We start from the raw sequence: 20,278 nt of genomic DNA on the forward strand, positions 1-20,278 counted from the left end.
GCAGGAGATTACTTCGTCGCCGGGGCTCCTCGTAATGACAGCGGGGGGGAAGTTCTTCAGGAGGAGCCACAGCGACGTGGCAATCTCGACGTTGCGGAGTACCAGACTGCTTCGTCGCTGGGGCTCCTCGCAGTGACAGAAACGGAAGTTCTTCAGGAGGAGCCCCAGCGACGCGGCAATCTCGGGGTTAGGAGCAGAGATTACTTCGTCGCCGGGGCTCCTCGTAATGACAGCGGAGGGAAATTCTTCAGGAGGAGTCTCAGTGACGCGGCAATCTGGGGGTTTTGGGAGCGGGAGATTACTTCGTCGCTTAGGCTCGGCTTTGGCATCCTCGAGAATAGGTTCCAGACATTCTCTATTACCGCCTTCCATGGCGGCATGCGTCGCTCTACCACCTACATCCATGTAGGCGTCCTCGCAATGACAGCTGAACGTTCGTCGTTGATTCAAGGCGTAGCGGCGGGTCGTGCTCGCAATAGCACATGAGATTGCACTCAACAACCAGGGGCTTAACGGTAGAAGCGATTTGGCTGGGAGCAGTATGCTCTTCGGTCAACTGCGTAAGGTTCTTTTTCTCAGGCAAGGAGGTCGCCATGGATGCACGCGACTATTACGTCTATATCCTCACTAATAAAGATAATCGAGTACTCTACACCGGGGTTACGAATGATCTCGAGCGACGCCTTTATGAACACCGGAATGGATTGACGCCCGGATTTGCCAGTAAGTACCGTTGCCACAAGTTGGTCTGGTTCGAATCGACGCCAGATGTTGAGGCGGCAATTGGGCGGGAAAAGCAGATAAAAGCCGGGTCCCGAGAAAGAAAGGTGAGACTGATTGAGCAGTTGAATCCGCAGTGGCGGGATTTGTCTACAACATAAAAGGCGGATTTTCTCTCGCTGAATCTCCCTCCGCGATCAATCATGAGAACGCCTACGGGGATGTAAGCGTCCTACTGTCATTGCGAGCCGTACCTGCCGCTACGCGGCCCCGAATCCATAAAGAACGTTCAGCTGTCATTGCGAGGAGCCTCGGCGACGCGGCAATCCCGGGTTTGGCGGTCGAGATTACTTCGTCGCTGGGGCTCCTCGTAATGACAGCGCATGATTCTCTAGTCATTGCACCGCATGATTCTCTAGTTGACCCGCCGCTCCGAAGCCTCGAATCAGTGACGAACGTTCAGCTGTCATTGCGAGCCGTACCCGCCGCTACGCGGCCCCGAATCGGTGACGAACGTTCAGCCGTCATTGCGAGGAGCCCCAGCGACGCGGCAATCTGGGGTTTTGGGAGCAGGAGATTACTTCGTCGCCGGGGCTCCTCGTAATGACAGCGAGGGCAAGTTCATCAGGAGGAGCCTCGGCGACGCGGCAATCCCGGGGTTGGCAGGAGAGATTACTTCGTCGCTGGGGCTCCTCCTGAAGAACTTCCGCTTCTGTCACTGCGAGGAGCCCCAGCGACGAAGCAGTCTGGTACTCCGCAACATCGAGATTGCCGCATCGCTGGGGCTCCTCGCAATGACACCTAAGAGTTCGTCATTGATTCGGGCCTGCGCAGCTGGGGGTAGGGCTCGTAATGACAGCACATGAGTCTCTAGTTATTGAGAGGCACGGGATGAACTACTCGGGCGACATACGCGCCAGTAACGCCACGCTCTGTCTGAGCCCGTTCAGGATGGATTCGGCCACCTGGAAAGGGAAGTTGTCAGGGAGTTCGGCACGAACCGTCTCGATGACCCGAGGCGTGGTTTCGATTACGCGCGCAATAATCGGTTCGGCGTCCTTACCGATGCCGTAGTGCCGTGCGACGGCGTTCCAGTGGCGTCTTTGGATGTCCTTCATTTTCCAGTGGACGTTCTTGCCACGGATGGCCATGGCCATTTCCACCTTGTGCGGCGATATCTGACGAGCCGTGTTGCCGAGTACCGGGTACACCGAAATAACATCGTATAACGGCGTTAGCTGGAACTCGCCGCGAGGCAGCAGTCGTTGGCTGAAATTCTTCGCATGCCCATCCGGCGCACGCAGCAGCCAAAACAGTAGCTGTGCCTCGAAGAACGTCACCCGATCCGAGCGTTTGTTGGCCGAGTGGGCAAGGTGTTCCATGATCGGGCCGATCCCCGGACCTCCGTCCTTTTCATATTTTCGCAGCGGAGAAACCCCGAGTGCCTGGCACAGGTCCTCCTGGGGAAGACGCCACAAGCGTGAACCGTCATGCGAGAAGCGCCGATCGAAGCGCTCGACGATGAGGGCCCGGTGCCCTTCGAACGAGGCGACCTCGCAGTTCGCCACGGGGAGGTCATAGGCATGGAGAATCCGGGAACAGAGCCACTCGTTTTCCACCGAATCGCGCATGTCGAGCTTGCGCTCCCCGCCGATTAGCCCAAGAGGCAACTTGAAAATATGCGTAGTGGGAGTGGCACCTGACGGCAACAGCCACTGCCCCTCGTGGCGCAGCAGAGCGGTCTTCTCCTGCGCGCCGGCGATGGAGATACGCAAATCGGAATCCTCGCGAAGCTGCCGGAAGCGCGAAGGGGAAACCGCCGCCTCCAGCACCGAGGCAACACCGGCTTCGTCCAGCGGTTCGCCCTCGATAGTCGCGGGCGGCGGGGTTTGTCCCTCCGGCAGGATTTGAAGGGCTCCGACGCAATCGCGCCCGATCTCGGCAAGGAGGTCGAAGGCGGAGAGTGAGTCCGCACCGAACCGCCCGGCGAGTCGTTTTCGGATGGATTCGCTGTCCGGGAGCAGGTTTTCGAACCAGTCACGCACCTTCGCCCCTTTGTAGGGCGCATTGTCAGGGGTGATCGGCAGCGAGTGCGAAAGAGGGCGAGCGTCAGGAGACTGAACCCAGCTATCGGCATACTGGAACTGCTCGGCCTGCGGGGCTATCGACCAGTAGCCGACCAGTTCCCCATTCATCCAGATCGACAGGGTGCGGGTGTGGGAGCGACGCCCCATTGGCTTACCACTCGCGGACTTGTTCGGCAGAAACCGTCTCTCCGGTACGTCGGTCCCTCAGCACCAACTCGACATCGAGCGCAGCCAGAGCCGCCATGAGCCGGGCCACGCTGGTGCGGCTGGCGTTTAGCTCCAATGCCGAATAGCTCTTCTGGGAGATCCCAAGCTCGGTGGCGACCTGCTCTTGATTGAGCTGGCGCAAACGGCGGAAACCTCTAAGGACGGGGGTCACCTGATCGGGGGTGCGGATCACATATTCCTGGGACATAGCGGTTCACCAAAGATATCGCGTAAAAACATTTTACCAAGAACGTTAAGTAAAACAAGTTTACCAAACATGATTGGTAAAACAGGCGTTTAGCTGTCATTGCGAGCACTACCCGCCGTTCCGCAGCCCCAAATCAATGACGAACTCTTAGCCGTCATTGCGAGCCGTACCCGCCGCACGCGGCCCCGAATCGGTGACGAACGTTCAGCCGTCATTGCGAGGAGCCCCGGCGACGCGGCAATCTGGGGTTTTGGGAGCAGGAGATTACTTCGTCGCCTGGGGCTCCTCGTAATGACAGCGAGGGCAAGTTCATCAGGAGGAGCCTAAGCGACGCGGCAATCTCGCTGTTAGGACACCAGATTACTTCATCGCCGGGGCTCCTCCTTATGAACTTCCCCGCCGCTGTCATTGCGAGCCGTACCCCCTGCTGCGCAGGCCCGAATCAGTGACGAACAGCCGTCATTGCGAGCCGTACCCGCCGCTGCGCGGCCCCGAATCAATGACGAACTCTTAGGTGTCATTGCGAGGAGCCCCAGCGACGCGGCAATCTCGATGTTGCGGAGTACCAGACTGCTTCGTCGCCGGGGCTCCTCGCAGTGACAGAAGCGGAAGTTCTTCAGGAGGAGCCCCAGGCGACGCGGCAATCTGGGGTTTGGGAGCAGGCGATTACTTCGTCGCTTAGGCTCCTCGTAATGACAGCCAGGGAGGGCAAGTTCATCAGGAGGAGCCTCAGCGACGCGGCAATCTGGTACTAGGTACTTTGTTCAGCGCTTCTGAAGAACTCGAACAGAGGCTATTGGGAGAGCCGTCCTCCGCTTCGTGATCCGGGCACGGAACAGCAGAACGGAGGCGGTTAGCCTCCCCCCCATGCGTTGGAAACAGAGCTTCCTTCACGACTGGGCCGGCCCGCCCCTGCAGGTGGCCCTCTCCATCGTGATCACCACCTTCGGCGGGATCCTCGTCGGGCACTGGCTGTTCGAAGCCGCACTCTCTTCACAGCTCTTCGCAGCCGCCCTGGCCGTCCCCCTCATCTTCGTGGTGATCGCAGGGCTCTGGAAATCCCTCGACGCCTGACCGGCCAACACCCAAGAGCAGAGTAAAGGTATACTCCGACGCTCGATGCCTGCTAGCAAACCTGCAGCTCTGCCACACGGGCATCTCCGGTATCGTTCAGCAACCGCGCCAACAAACTCGTTCACCTTCTCCTGATTATCGGATCGCTCCCCGGTCTACCTGCTCATATCAGCCAAATAGAAGTTCCCGAAATCCCTAGAGGCGAAGGCCGGGATGAGGGGGAGTGACGGGCACCATTTCGGAACGCAAATAGCTGGCGGGAGTACAGGGGTCATTAAGTCAGAGTAAAATTGATGGGCAGGCGAGGCCGGCAGGGCCGGCCAGGGACAGAGCACATCTAAGGGGGCAGGCCCGCGCCGTTGCGGCGCGGGCTGGTCAATGGATTAAGGCGATTGCTCCATCTCTTGCGCTTCGAAGGCGCTGAACTCGTTGCGGTCAAGCCGATCGTTGTCGTCGGCGTCGTACTGCGCCCAGTCTTCGTTCAGGCGCTCGTGCTCCCGGGCCTCTTCACGGCTGATATCTCCGCTATCGTCTTTGTCCAGTTCTGAGAAGCTGGCGATCTCGGCCTCACCTTGGCGCAGCTGTTCGACTTCGGCGACGGAGATAGCTCGCTCGTCGCTATCGCGGGCTTGTTGTATCGGAGGCGGTTCGAAAAGCAGTGCCGTGGTGTACTCAGGCTGTTGGCCCTGCATTACCTGCTTGATGGTGTCGGCATAGAACTCGCGTGCCTCCTCGACGCTCTTTTCGCCTTTGATGATATCGTCGGCGAGATTCACCGCGAGGAAGTTCGCCGCCTCCTTATCGCAGCGGGCTGAGAGTTCGCCTTTGGTGCGCTCCGCGATCACGCTGCCGTCGTACTCCGCGAGTTCGTCGAACTTGTCGGGCGGCACATTATAGCTGATGAACTGCTCGAGCACGTCCTTATGGGGAACCGGGAATTCGTGGTCGATCTCCTCCTTGTAGACAATCGTACGCAGCCACGGTCCATTGTTGTTCCATACCAGCATGCTCGGCGTCGCCTCATCCGGCTGGCCGTACTTTTCGGTCATGGCGTTGGCGGCCTCCTTTGAGACCTCCGGCCAATCTTCGATGATCTGCCGGGTATCGGCGGGGGTTGCACCCTGTACCGCCTCATTCTGCATCTCCTCGCTTTGGGCGAATACGCTCATGGGCAGCCCCAGGGCCGCCACCAGTGTAACTATCGCGCTGGTCTTCATGCTGACCTCCTTGTCAGTCGAGATTCATTTAGCCACTCCCTCCCACGACTTCGTGGAGGCGGTTTCCTCAATGCATAGCGAGTTTCCGGACCCGTTTCCAGCCTTTATTCCCTGCAGAATAGGGATCTACGGACTTTTACGGAGGAGACTTCATTGGCTGCCTGCATGGACAAACGGAGCCGGATGGCGGCTACGGACGCCCATTGGTATCATCGGCGTCATACACCTAACGGACTGTAAGTGGATGACTGCCCGCCTGGACGACAACCTGCAAGCCCCCGCGACCGACGATTTGGTAGGCGACTTCATCGCCCGTTGGCGGGACACCGGAGGCTCGGAGCGGGCCAACCATCAGCTGTTTCTGACCGAGCTGTGCCAGTTGCTTGGGCTGCCCCGGCCCGATCCGGCCAGCGGCGATTCCGCCGAACAGCTCGACGCCCACCGCAACAGCCGGCAGGCCGAACACCCGGAGCTGACCCTGACCGGTATGTACAACGTACTGGAGAAACTGCGGGCGGAAGAGCCGCTGACTGCCAAGAAAAAGACCATCCACCAGCAGGGCCTCGTCACCCTCCTGCGCGAACTGCACGACGACCTCGACCGCGCCGTCTTCGAAGCCCACGGCTGGGACGATCTGGCTGACGCTCTGGTAGGCCGCCCCGGCGCCACCACCCCGCTGCCCGACAAGCCCGCCGAGCAGGCCGAGGCCGAAGAGGAGCTGCTCACTCGTCTCGTCGCCCTCAATAGCGAACGCGCCGCCGAAGAGGCCCGGGGCCACATCCGTTGGCTGCGCCCCGACTACCAGGCCCCCGAAGCGCAGGGTGAACAGACCACCGCGGACCTCAAGAGCGAAACGGCAAAGGCCGCCGAACCCGCGCCTGCCGCCCAAGGCAAAAAGCCCTGGCCAAAAACCATCCCCGAACAGGTTGAAACCGTCCGCGCCCTCCTCGCCGTCGGCCCGCAAACCACCGAAGCCCTCGCCACCCAATTCAAACGCAAGCCGTTAAAGGGAATCACCCAGGTCCTCGCCGCCCTAGAAGTGCTCGGCCAGGCGCGACGAAAAGGCGACGATTGGCAGTCGACGGGAAGCTTTTAGTGCCGGGGGCGGCGGGGCTGTCTGCCGAATCCAGCACGGGGATTTTGTGTAGGCAATATCCGACAGACCGAATTGAAATAGCATGGCAAACACCGATTTCATATAGGACCGTAAAGGCCAATTTTACATAATTAACTTGGATTCAAAAAAAATAATTGAGGGAGGAATTATGATAATCGGTAACGAAGAATTACATGAAGAAGCTGCTGCCTCTTTGCTAAGAATACAGAAATTTGACACTCATAACTTGGCAAGGGAAAGCGACTTAGGTACCTCGCTCAATTTCAAAGATGCAATCTCACCAGCTCAACAGCTTGTAGACTTATATAATCGCCTCTCAATAAAAGCGCTTGATGATTTTCCTGATGCACAGCTCACGGTCATCAGAGATCACGCCAATGCTCATTACAAGCTGTTTTCGCAAATTTTAGAGTTCAGCCCTGAACAGCAGAATCCACATGGAGTGAGAAAGTCATTTATTGATCAAATTGTTGGCGCTTATCCAGCAGCGTTCCAACAATTACATCCATGCATTTCTTATTCTCTTCATCGCTCTGCCGATTTTCAACGCTTAGATACTGAGGCGCGGGCAACACTTCAAAGCATTGAAGACAAGGCAAAAAAAGTTACAGAAGCTTTGGCCGGTCATGAGTCAGAAGCCCAAAGGGTGTTAGATGAAATACGGAATGTTGCCGCTGAAGAGGGCGTCACTCAACAGGCTGCACATTTCAGAGCGGAGTCTGAGCACCATGAAGGTGAGGCAGAAAAATGGAGAAAGAAAACAATCAATCTGTCTTGGTTGTTGGGAGGTTACGCTGTGATTACCCTCTTTTTACACAAAATATCCATTTTGGCGCCATCAAATACATATGACACAATCCAACTTGGAATTAGCAAGGTTTTAGTTTTTGCGGTAATTGCATATGTTCTATTTTTATCGGCACGTAACTTTTTAAATCATAAGCACAACGCGATTCTTAATAAACATAGACAAAATGCACTAATGACTCACAAGGCATTAATCGAGGCAAGCGGTGATTCCGGTGTTAGAGAAGCAATAATGCTACAAGCTGCGAGCTGTATTTTTTCGCCGCAGGCAACTGGTTATGCGGGAACCACCAACGCGGGCGAATCAAGCTCTCCAAAATCCATGGTTGAAATTTTGTCAAAGCCAGTGGCTTCAGCATTCAAGCAATCTAACGATTAAATTAGGCTGACGCAAACAAAAAACGCCGCATCGCTCTGCCACTTTCGGCCGTTGGCGACGCGATCGGTTAGTTAAGCGTAATAAGGAAAAAACATGGAAGACAGATCAAAAATTCACTTTTCTTACGCTATTGCCATTCTTCTGGCCGTTATTGTCGTCTTAATATCTGTAGAATGGTCAAAAGTTAGCGGGCTGATTGAGTACATAACGTTCGCGCTTACTTTGTCATCTCTAATACTGGCGATTTTGGCCATCATCTACTCGATGGTTTCGAATAGTTCGTTTAACGACATAATTCAGCGCTTGAATACATCTTCTGGTCATCTCGAGCACACCTCTAAAGGCATAGACGAAAGCAACCGAATACTTCTCGAAGAAATCAAAAAAATACCCAACGCGATTGAGTTGGTAGATAGAAATATTCTGTCTACCCAAAACATGATCGAGAACCTATCCCCGTCAAAGTTAACTGAAACACGGGAAGAGTCTGAAGTCTCAAAAGAAATAAGCAGCAAAGTCGTTGAGGGATTTGTCGAAGAAAGTTCTATTCGGGGTCTGCAAGCGCTGTACTGCTTGGTGCTTTCAAACAAGACAAAGACTGCTTTTGCTTGGAAAGAAATTTGTGAAGAAGTGCCATCTCTGAAAAATTCTGAGCAGTATCTTATGGCTTACTATATTGCGGCGAAGGCGCTCGGCCTTTTGAATGTTGATTATGATGGTAAATTCCGAATAATTGTCGAGGAAGTCCATTCCGTTCTTCTGGGTAGTGTCGAAGTTATTTTGGAGAAAAAATTGGAAGAAGCAGCCAAGGAGAGCATTGAAAGGCAAGCAACCTACAAAGAATGCATCAATGAAGAAGAAATGGAACTCTGGTTGAGAAATTTAACTGAAATTAAGGAATATTTTGGTGTAATTGTTTAACAAAGATCTTAGAGATCCCCTTCTTATAGAATAATGGGGTCGTAGTCTGAAGGATCCCCACGAATTCCAAGCGGCCACGGCTAATTCTGGGCCGCGAAAAATGGCCCTGAGTTGTCGTAGCTTTGTAGTTGTGATAAATGGGGACGTAGTAACTTTTCTGGGCTGTTTCGAGTCGGAGCGGGCCAAGGCGCCTTTTAGCCAAACCGGACATTCACGGAGGGGTAGCCGAAAAATGTTACTACGACCCCATTTATCGCATCGGGAGCCCAGCCTTCGCCAAGCGCCACGGCAATGGCCGCCGGCGAGAGCATCAAGAGAACGGCCCAGGGCCGGGCGGTGCCGCCGGTCCGGCTCCGCCGTGGCTGCGGCGAAGCAGCCGCGGGGCGGCCACCTGAACGAAGCCGTAACCACGTATCCATCTCTACTCAATAGAGGTGACGTCTGCGAATGTGACACCACTGAATAACATCACTGCCAACCCGCTCCGGCGCACACAAGATAGCTAGGCGAAATAGCACTCCGAAACAGAAAGCACGCTTGTCGGCGCAATCAAGCGCTGAATGCCATTAGAGGCAAGGGGTACCGAGCCGCAGAGTGTTCGTTTGAACCCGTGGGGTGGATACGCGCTACGGCGTAGAAGGCTTCATTCTCGGAGCAGGGAACCGATCTTTGGGGGCGTTTAGCTAGGCAAGCCGGACTCACTTATCGCGAATAAGCTCCGGGTGACAATAAATGGGGTCGTAGTCTGAGGAATCCCCACGAATACGTGGACTAAGTATCTGACCAGCTAGGGAAAAGGGGTGGACATGCATCTCCCGGCGTGATCTTCTTGTGGTTGCGAAGCCCAAGAAGTCATCCAGAAAGGAGCAGGAGATGCACACCACCGATGTCCTTGATACGTGCCTTCCCGAGTTGTGTCAAACCATGCACGCGAGCCGCTACGTTGCTGTCAAAGCTGCTGTCTCATCCGCATTAGCCGAGCGGTGCGTAAGCGTTACCGGCCTGGGGCGCGGTGTCGGGAGTCGCATCCTGGAGAAGTACAACATCAAGCGAATGGACCGGCTTATCGGCAATCCACGCCTACTCGGGGAAGCCGCTTTGGTTTACGGGGAAATGACAAGCTGGCTGGTTAGCTCTTCGACTCGCCCTCATATCTTGGTGGATTGGTCGCCTGTTAGTGTCGATGGCCGCTTTCACGTGTTGCGCGCTTCGGTTCCGGCCGAGGGAAGGGCACTGACGCTCTATGAGGAAGTCCATGAGCGAACCCATCTTGGCAGCCGTCGCGTCCAAATCGCATTCCTGAACTCGCTCGCAGAACTCCTTCCCAGCCAGTGCCGCCCCATTGTGGTGACCGATGCCGGATTCAAAAATCCCTGGTTCCGCGCAGTCGAAGCACTCGGCTGGGACTGGGTCGGGCGGATCCGCGGAACCGTGCAAATTTCCAGGCCAAACGAATCTCTATGGATCCGCTGTACCTCGGTTGGAAGGCTGCTGGAAACCGGGAGACCGACCTACTTGGGCAACTTTCTAGTGGCTCGATCGAATCCAATTGAGTGCTCCGTTTACGGCTTACGTAAACCGCCGAAAGGCCGCCGTCGCAAAACACCGTACGGTAATATCTCCTACTCGAAACCGAGCAAAACCGCCTCGGCCCGCGAGCGTGAACCGTGGCTTATCGCAACCTCGTTGTCCGGCGGAGCGAAGGAAACGAAGGCGGTGCTTACAGCCTACCGCAAACGGATGAGCATTGAGGAGAACTTTCGCGATACCAAGAGCGAGTACTACGGCTTCGGTCTAGAGCGCGCCCGCTCACGCTCTGCAGAGCGCTATTCGGTGCTGCTGCTAGTCAATGCGCTGGCTGTTTTTATCGCTTGGCTGTTCGGGAAGGCTGCTCGGTCCGAGGGCATTGACCGAGGCTACCAAGCCAACACGATCCGTTCGCGAGCCGTCCTGTCCTGCGTCTTCCTGGGGCTGCGAGTGATCTCGCGGGGCGACATTCACATGACAACTACAAAGCTACGACAAATCAGGACCATTTTCCGGGAGCCAGAATTAGCCGTGTCTGCGTGAAATTCGTGGGGATCCTTCAGGGTCGTAGTAACTTTTTCTTCTGGGTGTGCCGCTCGTAAGAAGGGCGGCCCTGAGAACCTGGCACAACGCGTCGTAACCTCGGGCGGCAGGTTCTCGTATTGTTGCATCCGATCGTTGCTCGCGCGCCCAAAATCATCAAGGCGGGCCTGATTCTTTTCCCAGAAACGGAGCTTCGATAAGCTAAAGCAATCGATGAACCAAAAATTGCCGAAGGATTGGTATGCGCAAAGGAAGATGAGACGGATCGTAGAAAAGGGAGTTGACCAGCGTTGACCCCTTTGTTCGATACGGGAGCGGGAATATAGTGTTTTCCGCCCGGACATTTCTACCGCAGCAGGATGGGATCGGGGGCTTGCGTGAGGAGTTCTTCTTCTGCGCGAGTGAGTGTGATTGGAAAGCCCGGTGCGGGAAAACCGCACGCCGGGATCTGTGCAGGGGGCGTCGGGTAACCGGCCTTCCTACTGCGACGGCTTCAAAGGCGCACATCGTGCAAGTTCTTGAGCTTCGAATCCCCCCAGTTATGCAGATGATTATAGTCGCGGTTGGGATGTGGGTTTTTTCAATACTGTTTCCTGCTCTGAATGCACCTGTCAGCAGCACGATAGGTCTGTCGGCCAGCTCTATTTCCCTCGGAGTAATAGTTGCAGTGCTTGGGGTGTTCGAGTTCAGAAGGGCTAATACGACTGTCGACCCTCGTTTTCCCGATAAATCTTCACGGTTGGTGGTAAGCGGGGTCTATCGCATCAGCAGAAATCCCATGTATCTCGGATTTTTCTTGGTATTGTTCGGGTGGGCGTGGTACCTGATGAACTATTTGGCATTTTTGTTACTTCCTTTATTCGTTGTTTACATGAATTGCTTTCAGATCCAGCCCGAGGAACGGTATATGGCCCAGAAATTCGGAGATGAATTCGATAAGTATGCAGCCAGGGTACGCCGATGGATATAACAACTCGGTGCGCCCGGAAAAATTACTCGCTACGCTGATAATTTTCCGGTGAGTCCGACGCTTACCTTTCCCCTGCGCTCCAGGGCAACGCACGTTTTACGTGGGGCATTCGGTGTCCAGGAGGAAGCCAGCTGCACAGATTGCCGCAATCGCTACTATTCATTTCGGCTTCACTGCTGCAGGTCTTGGGGTCGTCATTGCGCAACAAACACGGTCCCTGACCGTTTGACCAGAAGTTGGAATATCTGGAAAGAAGGCGAGGCCCTCCCCGCCGGTGCATCATTCGGAGCGCGAGCTAGCGAATTGGCCGTGCTGAGAACGCGATAAAGACAAGAGAAATAAAACGTGCGCATCTGAAAACTATGCGGTACGTTTTGCTGCTGGAACAGGTTTTTTTTCAGGCTCGTTGGGCGATAAGGGGAGCGTATGCTTAGAATTTGGGGCCGGCCCAGTGCCTACAACGTTCAGAAGGTTCTCTGGACAGTAGGTGAGCTTGGCTTGCCCTATGAACACATACGACATTATCAAATGCGACGGACAACGGTATCCACACATCGGAGCCCAGCAATGGGCTGGAGGCCAACTCCGGGAAGCGCCGGGCGTTTTTCTTCACGCCTTAGCCCGGTCGGTTGAATGTCGCATGACAGAAGAAGATAAGGAATACTACATGGCTTTAGCGCTTGAGGAATCTGCGAAGTCGCTGCCAGCCTGTCGGCCGAATCCACCGGTCGGGTGTGTCTTCGTAAGGAATCATGAGGTTGTCGCCAAAGCCTACACGCAACCTCCTGGGCATGAGCATGCCGAAGCTATGGCACTTCGGCTCTACGGCAAGTCGCTTGAGGACGTTTCTGCGTTCGTTACTCTTGAACCGTGCTCCTTTCAAGGGCGCACCCCGTCGTGTGCTTTAGCGCTTGTCGCAAAGGGAGCCAAGAAAGTATTTGTTTCCGTTCTCGACCCGCACCCTGGGAATCGAGGGGAGGGTATTCGCGTGTTGCGAGCGGCCGGGGTGAGAGTGGAAACAGGGATATTGAAGGAGCGGGTCATGAGTTTCATAGACCCATACCTCACCTATAGCTGACCACGCCTTCGAGATGCACCTCGGAAAGCGCTGCGCGCTTCCCTCGGCCCTTCAAGGCGAACGTTCGGCAGGCAGGGTGCAGCGCGGCGTGAACATCAACCTGAAGACAGGTATTCATGGGATACATTAAGAAGTTAAAGGCAACATTTATGAGGAAGCGGGTCGATGATGACTTGCTGGGTATCCCTGTTGAGTCAGCCGAGCACGCATATCGCTTGTTCAAGGATATGGAGAACGAGGCGAAGGAGAAGCTTGTCTGCCTGCACCTCACGGAGAACTACGAAATTATCTCCTTTGAGGTGGTGGCGATAGGAACCGAAAAGTACCTCCTTGCTGAACCACAAGAAATCATTCGAAGCGCTGCCCTGATAAGAGCAAAGAGAATAGTGCTCCTACATAATCATCCACCAGGATCGCCCGAACCGTCGGCGAGCGACATCAAGGCTGCTACTGAGCTGAAACGAGTGGCAGAGGCAATGAAGATTGTGCTCCAGGACATGATCATTATCGGCGATGGCGGTTACACCAGCCTTGCCAGCAGAGGGCACATATAGTGCCGAACAAGGCGCTGCAGCCGCATCAGGCCGACGCTTGACAGCTCCCTACCTTCGCTGCCGCTCAGGTCAGTCGCCGGCAAGCGCGGTTCAGGGGTGGCGTTATCAAGGAAGTGCATACGGATGAACAACGACTTGCGCGAAGAGCTGCTATCAATGCAGGAAAAAGACGAGCGGTTGATGCGGGAGCTCATGGAAGCCGGGGAATTGAAAGAAGATGAATATCACCCCCGCCTCAAGCAGCTGCATGAAAGCAATATCGCTCGTATCAAGGAAATAATTGCTGAATATGGCTGGCCCGGGAAGAGCATCGTTGGAAAGGAGGGTGCGAAGGCGGCTTGGCTCATTGTCCAGCATGGTGTCCTGGACCAGGAGTTTATGGAGCGTGCATTGCCTCTGCTGAAAGAGGCAGTCGCAACAGGTGAGGCCGAAAATTGGTGTTTGGCGTATCTGCAAGATAGAACGTTGACCATGGCAGGGAAACCTCAGGTCTACGGAACACAGCATGATTTTGACGAGAACGGAGTTGCTCATCCGTTGCCAATCGCAGAGCCGAAAAAAGTAGATATATTGCGGAAAGAGATGGGATTAGGGCCGTTATCAGAAGCGACAAAGCGCATTCAAGAGGCATACCGGCCCATGATCGATAATCGGAAAAATCGCTAGCAACTGGCTGAACGCGGCGCCGAGAACCCACCCGGCGCTCGGCTGTGGGTAGGGGAGGTAGGGTAGCGACACGGATTGGCCGGGGCTTTAGCAGGAATTTTCGAGGATGTGCAGGTTGAAAATCAGATGTTCTACAGACTTCGACCGGACTGCACAAACCGCCATTTCCTCGCAGAGTGCTGAGTCCCCAGCTGGAATTGGTGTCTGTTCGTCAAATCGGTAGTGGCATGGCTGAGTTACGCTATGAAATCCGCAGGTTCGGCAAGAATAACGATCAATGGGGTCGGAGTCATTGATTTCCTGGGGTAAGGGGGGGAATCTTGAGATGAGTTACGGGGAGTTCCCGTCATGGCGTTTGCCCAGACTCTATCTGCCTGGATGTGCCCAGCATGTCATCCAGCGTGGCAACAACCGTGCAGCGTGTTTTTACGAAAAGGCAGATTACAAAGCTTATCTATCCTTCCTCAAGGACGCTGCCGAAAAATACCGGGTTGCCATCCATGCTTTTGTGCTGATGACCAATCACGTCCATTTGCTGGTGACGCCAAGCGACGAGAAGGGAATCAGTCGTATGATGCAGGCCCAGGGCCGCAAGTACGTGCAGTACTTCAATTTCACTCATGGCCGAACCGGTACGTTGTGGGAGGGGCGGTACAAATCCACCCTGGTGGATGCTGAGAACTATCTACTGACCGTGTATCGCTATATCGAGTTGAACCCGGTGCGTGCAGGTATGGTGGTGCACGCATCAGAATACCCCTGGTCCAGTTATCAAGGGAATGCTTTGGGCAAGCCTGTTCAGTTGTTGACACCCCACCCAATTTATAGCCGACTGGGTAGCACGGAGGTGGAGCGGGAGAGTGCTTACCGGGCTCTGTTTCGTGGCAGGATGCCCGAGCGGGATCTGGCGGCGATCCGTGAAGCGACGAACAAGGCTTGGGTGCTCGGTGATGAACGGTTCAAGGGACAGATTGAGGCCAAGACGGGGCGGAGAGCGGCGCCATTGGGGCGGGGTGGGGACAGGAAGTCAGCAGCATTTCGAGAAGTTAAGAATCAATGACACTGACCCCATTGATTGAATGACACTGACCCCATTGATTGAATCGGCAGCACATCCAAACCCACGAGCGGAATACAAAACCCATTAGTCCAAACGCTCTGCCAGGCGGTTCAGTCCAACAGCGTGTATCCCGCCTGTGCGCGAGGGCGCGGGACCTTCGGCGCGACACAGTGCCAGCGCCGGCCTGATAAACGCCATTTCGTTGGGGCGATATAGATGAATCGGAGAGAGAACGTGGGACGTAATATCGAAATTAAGGCTCGCTCGCGTGATGTTGTCGCGCTAACGCGTGCCGCCGCTAAGCTCGCAGATGGTCCGCCTGCGCTGATCATGCAAGAGGACACTTTCTTCTGTGTGCCGCGAGGTCGGCTTAAGCTCAGGGAGTTTGGGGACGGCAGGGGCGAGTTGATTCAGTATGAGCGGCAAGATTCATCCGGTCCCAAGCAGTCAACCTATGTTCGCTCACCGGCAGTTGAGCCTGACAGTCTCAAAGCGGGGTTGGCAGCAGCGCTAGGGGTTCGCGCAGTCGTGAAGAAAAGGCGTACGGTATTTCTCGTCGGTCAAACACGAGTCCACTTGGACGAGGTGGAAGGGCTGGGGAACTTCATGGAGTTGGAGGTTGTACTCCGAACGGGGCAGACTGAAGCTGAAGGGGCCATGATCGCTCAAAAGATCATATCCGACCTTGGTATCGAGCAGTCGGATTTGGTTACAGGGGCGTATGTCGATCTCCTCGCCGGATATACGCCTAACAAACGCACAGCAGGTTGTTGAAATGCGATTTGCAATTGCATGAGAACCTATTTACTTGCCATATTCGAGATTACGAACAACAGGGGTCAGGCCTTTCATCTTGCATATGCACGATGAAAGACCTGGCCCCTTCGTATGCTTTGAATTAGGCGTTAGATTTCTATGAAGCTTTTACCAGGCCGCGAGAGCATTGTTCAGGAAGCCATTGAAACTTGTTCTTTGGCGCAAATGGCTTTTGCCTCTTTAGGCAATCTCACCACAGTCCCATATCTGCGGCACGAGGTTATGGAGGCCTCGGCGCGGATGCTCCTCGAGAAGCTTCTTAGTCTCGCTATTAAGGCGCGGTTTCTTGATGATCAAACAGGCATACTAAAGGACTACGACCGACGACTACTGACCATCGGAAAGTACTACGAAAACGGCGCTTTAAAGGACGATGAGATCAGCATCCGCTTGGTGCTCAATAAGCTAATCCACAACAGGACTATATCGGTTGGCACGGATGCTCTAACCTGCGTCATCTTTCCCGCCGACGCGTCGGCGCCTCCCGAGTCTCGGAAGATCCCCAATGGCACGCACCATAGAGACCTAGTCATAGTTACCGTTGAGGCCCAGTACAGGGACAAAGAGTGGCGTTTCGAAATCGATTTGTTCCAGTTTCTTAATGAACTTGTCAGGACACTTGAAAATGAAATCTAACCAACCAATGAAGCTGACGCCGGAGAAGTGGTGCTCTTTCGCGCTGCGGCAGCGGCGCGGCTTATTGTCGCGTTAGCTGCCATGAGAGCGACCGTCTGCATTTTGTTGAGCGTCCTCGCTGTACCCGCGTTTGGTAGTGGACCGACTCTGCCGAAAGGCTGGCGTATGCCAACAGATGCCGAAGCCAACGGTGGCGTTCGAAAGGAGCACGGCATCGAATCCTTGGTCCACGGAGACTGGGATGGAGATGGCTTGGTTGATGGCGCAATGCTCGTGGTGAGTGACGACGGAAAGATAGAAGGGCTGCTGGTCGTGACATTCCCTCGAGGGAAGGAGAAATGGTTTGTTTTGGAACGTGGTGACTTCGATGGGTCCCTCTTCATGGGGCTTGAGAAGTACGGGCCAGGCACGTACGAAGTTCTTTGTGATACGGAAAGCGAGTGCGCCAGAAGCCCCACGAAGAGTGTTACGTTCGTGCGAGACACAATTGTCTATTATCGGCCGGCTTCCGCGAGTTTAATATTTTCCTGGAACCCAGAACGCAGGATCTTTGATCGAATATGGGAATCCGATTAGCAGCTAACCAGTCGCTCAGCCCGACGCCGGAAAGCGTTGCGCCTTTCCATGATGCGGGCGCGGGCTAGCTAATTGTTAGGTTGCTTGAAACATGTCGCCGAGTCATCGCCCTGTCGCCGAGAAAGACATTCAGATCATTTGCGGCTTTCCGCAAAGCGAAGATGAGTTGTTCTTCTTGTTTCCAAAGGCAGATTTTCCGTTGGCTCCATCCCAGTTGCAGGACGCAATTGCACAGCGTTCAGACTCAACAGTAGTAGAGCTTGACGGTGAAGTCGTCGCCTTCGCCAACTTCTACCGCTGGGAAGTTGGCGGCTGTTGCTCCATTGGTAACGTCATTGTTTCCACGGCGGCCCGCGGGCGCGGGTTAGGCCGGTATCTCATCGAACAGATGATTGACCTTGCTTTCTCGAAACATAAGGCCGCCGAGGTAACGGTATCGTGTTTCAACCAAAACGTTGCTGGCCTGCTGCTTTACCCGAAATTGGGTTTTCAACCGTATGCGGTCGAGGAACGGAAAGACAAAAAAGGGAATCGGGTTGCGCTTATTCACATGCGGTTGCTGCGAAACGCAACCTAACATCTCGGTCGAGAGGGACGCTCCGCAAGCGGGCGTCGCCCGCCCGCTCCGCGCCCCTCACCTTAAACGTTCGGCAGCAAAGGAATGAGCATGGTTATCGATCACGTAGCGCTTAATGCCGTTTCTCTGGAAAGAGAGATCCAGTTTTTTGTCGGATTTATTGGGCTGCAACTTCTTCAACAATGCAGTACAACAGGGTCACAGTACAACAGGGTCAGGTCTTTCATCTTGCATATGCAAGCTGAAAGACCTGACCCCGTTTTGTTTTGACCCCGTTTTGTTTTTGTGGAAGAGAATGTGCAGCTAATTACTGCGTTGTCACAAAGCGCTGCAACGGATAAATTACTCGCTTCGCGAGCCATTTACCGGTGAGCGCAGCGTTACACCCTCAGGGGGAGCGGATGAGAAAGTTGGTAAGTTCAGGCTCGCCTCTTGAAGATCCGATTGGGTTTTCGAGAGCATGCAGAGTTGGAAACCTGATCTCTGTCTCCGGTACGGCACCTATAAAAAATGGTGAAACTACTTGCGTCGGGGATGTTTAAGGGCAAACAAAGTATTGCCTGGAGTTGTCTATTCAAGCTATTCAAGAAGCTGGCGGAAACCCGACTGACATAATCAGAACTCGTATCATGCTTACTGATATATCTCGTTGGGAGGAAGCGGCGAAAGCACATGGTGAGCTATTTTCTGTAATAAAGCCTGCATGCACGTTTGTTGAAGCGAGTCGCTTCATAGAGCCCGACTGGCTCGTAGAGACGGAGATCGATTGTGTCCTGGGGCAGGTATAATCGGGTAAGCAAAAAAGGGTCAGAAAAACGGAAAAATGGAATCGTAGTAACTTTTTCCTCTCGGCGTGACGCTCGTAAGAAGGGCGCGGCCCAGGAACCGAAGTGTGGCACTGCCAAGCCGTTGCTGGTCCCGGGATCGGAATCAGATCTTGACCTTGCTCGTCAGTTGGGTAGCCGAGGTCAGGGCTGGTGTTTTTCAAGCCTGTCCCCGGAATGTGGTGGCCTTATCGGCGGCGCTTCTTAAGCGAGCTTGCCGGTTCGTTAAAACGGTCCGCGACTTTGTCTTCGGCCTGGATCGCACCTTCCACTTCATCCGGCCCCAGTGGCTCCTTGATGACACATGCCTTGGCCCGTCGGAGCTCGTGTTTAGTCTGCCGGCGCTTGTACCGGTTTCCGCTACTCATTGCAGGTCTCCGCTGGCTTCCGTGATGGGAGGCTACTGCGAAGCGCGATTTTTCCATAACGGGTTTACGGAGTACCGTTCGGGGCGATAGGTCTAATTCCGAGATCCAACCGAGTAGGTGGGCGCCTACTCGTCCTTCGGCTTCTCCACCGCACTGTTGAACTTCACAGCCATCTCATTCTCGCTATTGATCGCCTCTTCCAGTTCTTCGGGAAGAAACAGGTCCTTGGTGACGTAGAGGTTGGCTCGGTACAGGTGGCAGCGGCCGGGTTCGGTTGGGGAACGGTCGATGAATTCGGAGATCTCTTTCCCCTCGGCGACGAAGTCGTGCGAGATCTTGTTCTGGATGTTCTTGTGAACGATAAAGGCCTGGTCGAGGCCGATTAGCTTGAGCTTGGTGAGGCCGTTCTTCTTGAGTTCCTGTAGCTCTCTGAGTTCTTCCGGAGTCATCGGCTTTGCTCTTTTCAGTGTGATTCTGTCGGATTCCCAATCGACCAGCAGCGATTTCGGTGTCAGCTCGTCTATGGCTGATCGTAACCTGTCGGGCTCACCCGTTTTGGCGAGGAATGCGTCCATTCCGGACGACAGGCATGCACGCTCCATCCAGTCGTCGCTTGAGTAGCCAAGAATGGGAAAGTAGTCGACCTCGCGCCGGATAACCCGGGTGGCCTCCAGGCCGTCGACTCTCGGCATCTGAACGTCCATGATGCAGAGGTCGTATTCGGGGCCGTGCCGCCGGGCGTACTCTATCGCCTCGGCGCCGTCCGCTACGAGATCATAGTCATATCCCCACCGTGCCATCAGTGCGCCGTTCAGGGCCTGTATGAGATCGTTGTCTTCAGCGATCAGTAGCTTCATAACATTTCCCTGTTCGTATTCGTATCGAACGTTAGGGATTGTCTCACTTGGGCTGGGCGAGGGGAAGGTGGGCGGCAGGCCCGGATGAATGAGGTCGCCTACTTTGCCGGCTATGGCGTGGCGAGGTTTATTCTTGCCTATCGCAACTCGTCACTACCTGCACCCACCTGGACGCGTCGCAACCTGAGGCGTCAGGTTCTCGTTTCGCACCCGCTCGTTGTTCGCGCGCCAAAATCATCAAGGCGGGCCTGATCCTTCTCTCAGAAGCGTAGCTTCGATAAGCTAACGCAATCGGCGATCAGCAGATTGGACGCGACCGCGTGGAAAGCGCTAACGCCTTGCCCGCGTTAATTCGAGCCAGCCGTTAGGCTACTGACTGAGAAGGAGCGGTGTTTGTCAACATAGTTGTCCGATTTCCCCATTACGCCTTTAGTTTTTTATCCTCCTTTTCCGGGTTAAGCCATACCGCGCCTTGGGGGGTCCAGTCCC

Annotated in this window: 19 protein-coding genes and 3 pseudogenes; 17 read left to right on the forward strand and 5 right to left on the reverse strand. The window is 54.8% G+C overall.

Annotated elements, in window-relative coordinates; genetic code table 11:
• Both Q7L05_RS13010 and Q7L05_RS13015 read left to right on the forward strand, forming a co-directional pair.
• Positions 1–486: hypothetical protein (locus Q7L05_RS13010; RefSeq protein ID WP_303907329.1), on the forward strand; the 486-nt coding region annotated here is incomplete at its 5' end.
• A gap of 107 nt (positions 487–593) precedes the next feature.
• Entirely contained in the window at positions 594–881 is a 288-nt protein-coding gene (locus Q7L05_RS13015) for a GIY-YIG nuclease family protein (RefSeq protein ID WP_303907332.1), read from the forward strand.
• A 735-nt stretch (positions 882–1,616) separates the two neighbouring features.
• On the opposite strand, the gene Q7L05_RS13020 is transcribed toward Q7L05_RS13015, so the two are convergent.
• Positions 1,617–2,954 (reverse strand): type II toxin-antitoxin system HipA family toxin, encoded by a 1,338-nt coding sequence (locus tag Q7L05_RS13020; RefSeq protein ID WP_303907335.1) that lies wholly within the window; start codon positions 2,952–2,954, stop codon positions 1,617–1,619.
• A 4-nt stretch (positions 2,955–2,958) separates the two neighbouring features.
• Positions 2,959–3,222, reverse strand: coding sequence for a helix-turn-helix domain-containing protein (locus Q7L05_RS13025; RefSeq protein WP_303907338.1), 264 nt, complete (start codon positions 3,220–3,222; stop codon positions 2,959–2,961).
• An 867-nt stretch (positions 3,223–4,089) separates the two neighbouring features.
• Between Q7L05_RS13025 and Q7L05_RS13030 the strand changes: the two genes are divergently transcribed.
• Positions 4,090–4,296 carry a hypothetical protein gene (locus tag Q7L05_RS13030; RefSeq protein ID WP_303907341.1) on the forward strand — a complete coding sequence of 69 codons (207 nt, stop codon included), beginning with the start codon at positions 4,090–4,092 and terminating at the stop codon, positions 4,294–4,296.
• Positions 4,297–4,679: 383 nt separating this feature from the next.
• On the opposite strand, the gene Q7L05_RS13035 is transcribed toward Q7L05_RS13030, so the two are convergent.
• On the reverse strand, positions 4,680–5,513 hold the full coding sequence (locus Q7L05_RS13035) for a hypothetical protein (protein ID WP_303907344.1): 834 nt from the start codon (positions 5,511–5,513) through the stop codon (positions 4,680–4,682).
• 412 nt (positions 5,514–5,925) lie between these two features.
• Here Q7L05_RS13035 and Q7L05_RS13040 point away from each other — a divergent pair.
• From Q7L05_RS13040 to Q7L05_RS17450, 14 genes and pseudogenes are all read left to right on the forward strand, one after another.
• Positions 5,926–6,609, forward strand: a pseudogene (locus tag Q7L05_RS13040) (class I SAM-dependent DNA methyltransferase); the annotation flags it as partial.
• 169 nt (positions 6,610–6,778) lie between these two features.
• On the forward strand, positions 6,779–7,816 hold the full coding sequence (locus Q7L05_RS13045; protein ID WP_303907347.1) for a hypothetical protein: 1,038 nt from the start codon (positions 6,779–6,781) through the stop codon (positions 7,814–7,816).
• Between the two features lie 93 nt (positions 7,817–7,909).
• A complete protein-coding gene (locus Q7L05_RS13050; protein WP_303907350.1) occupies positions 7,910–8,737 on the forward strand; it encodes a hypothetical protein in 828 nt (275 codons plus the stop codon).
• 873 nt (positions 8,738–9,610) lie between these two features.
• On the forward strand, positions 9,611–10,807 hold the full coding sequence (locus Q7L05_RS13055; RefSeq protein ID WP_303907353.1) for an IS4 family transposase: 1,197 nt from the start codon (positions 9,611–9,613) through the stop codon (positions 10,805–10,807).
• A gap of 568 nt (positions 10,808–11,375) precedes the next feature.
• Positions 11,376–11,777, forward strand: coding sequence for a methyltransferase family protein (locus tag Q7L05_RS13060; RefSeq protein WP_303907382.1), 402 nt, complete (start codon positions 11,376–11,378; stop codon positions 11,775–11,777).
• A gap of 426 nt (positions 11,778–12,203) precedes the next feature.
• Positions 12,204–12,293: pseudogene (locus Q7L05_RS17440) on the forward strand (glutathione S-transferase); the annotation flags it as partial.
• A gap of 124 nt (positions 12,294–12,417) precedes the next feature.
• Positions 12,418–12,855, forward strand: coding sequence for a bifunctional diaminohydroxyphosphoribosylaminopyrimidine deaminase/5-amino-6-(5-phosphoribosylamino)uracil reductase RibD (locus tag Q7L05_RS17445; RefSeq protein WP_317623128.1), 438 nt, complete (start codon positions 12,418–12,420; stop codon positions 12,853–12,855).
• A gap of 116 nt (positions 12,856–12,971) precedes the next feature.
• On the forward strand, positions 12,972–13,409 hold the full coding sequence (locus Q7L05_RS13065) for a JAB domain-containing protein (RefSeq protein ID WP_303907359.1): 438 nt from the start codon (positions 12,972–12,974) through the stop codon (positions 13,407–13,409).
• A gap of 123 nt (positions 13,410–13,532) precedes the next feature.
• Entirely contained in the window at positions 13,533–14,075 is a 543-nt protein-coding gene (locus Q7L05_RS13070) for a DUF6624 domain-containing protein (protein WP_303907362.1), read from the forward strand.
• 325 nt (positions 14,076–14,400) lie between these two features.
• A complete protein-coding gene (locus Q7L05_RS13075; RefSeq protein WP_303907364.1) occupies positions 14,401–15,135 on the forward strand; it encodes a transposase in 735 nt (244 codons plus the stop codon).
• A gap of 234 nt (positions 15,136–15,369) precedes the next feature.
• On the forward strand, positions 15,370–15,909 hold the full coding sequence (locus Q7L05_RS13080; RefSeq protein WP_303907368.1) for a class IV adenylate cyclase: 540 nt from the start codon (positions 15,370–15,372) through the stop codon (positions 15,907–15,909).
• A 141-nt stretch (positions 15,910–16,050) separates the two neighbouring features.
• Positions 16,051–16,587 carry a hypothetical protein gene (locus tag Q7L05_RS13085; protein WP_303907371.1) on the forward strand — a complete coding sequence of 179 codons (537 nt, stop codon included), beginning with the start codon at positions 16,051–16,053 and terminating at the stop codon, positions 16,585–16,587.
• A 667-nt stretch (positions 16,588–17,254) separates the two neighbouring features.
• Positions 17,255–17,740, forward strand: a complete 486-nt coding sequence (locus Q7L05_RS13090) for a GNAT family N-acetyltransferase (RefSeq protein WP_303907374.1) — start codon at positions 17,255–17,257, stop codon at positions 17,738–17,740.
• Positions 17,741–18,141: 401 nt separating this feature from the next.
• Positions 18,142–18,528, forward strand: a pseudogene (locus Q7L05_RS17450) (RidA family protein).
• A gap of 224 nt (positions 18,529–18,752) precedes the next feature.
• Here Q7L05_RS17450 and Q7L05_RS13095 read toward each other — a convergent pair.
• On the reverse strand, positions 18,753–18,932 hold the full coding sequence (locus Q7L05_RS13095; RefSeq protein ID WP_303907377.1) for a hypothetical protein: 180 nt from the start codon (positions 18,930–18,932) through the stop codon (positions 18,753–18,755).
• 125 nt (positions 18,933–19,057) lie between these two features.
• Positions 19,058–19,789, reverse strand: a complete 732-nt coding sequence (locus Q7L05_RS13100) for a response regulator (protein WP_303907380.1) — start codon at positions 19,787–19,789, stop codon at positions 19,058–19,060.
• Positions 19,790–20,278 lie beyond the last annotated feature (489 nt).

The sequence above is a fragment of the Thiohalomonas denitrificans genome, assembly GCF_016841685.1.
GTDB classification, from domain to species: Bacteria; Pseudomonadota; Gammaproteobacteria; order Thiohalomonadales; family Thiohalomonadaceae; genus Thiohalomonas; species Thiohalomonas denitrificans_A.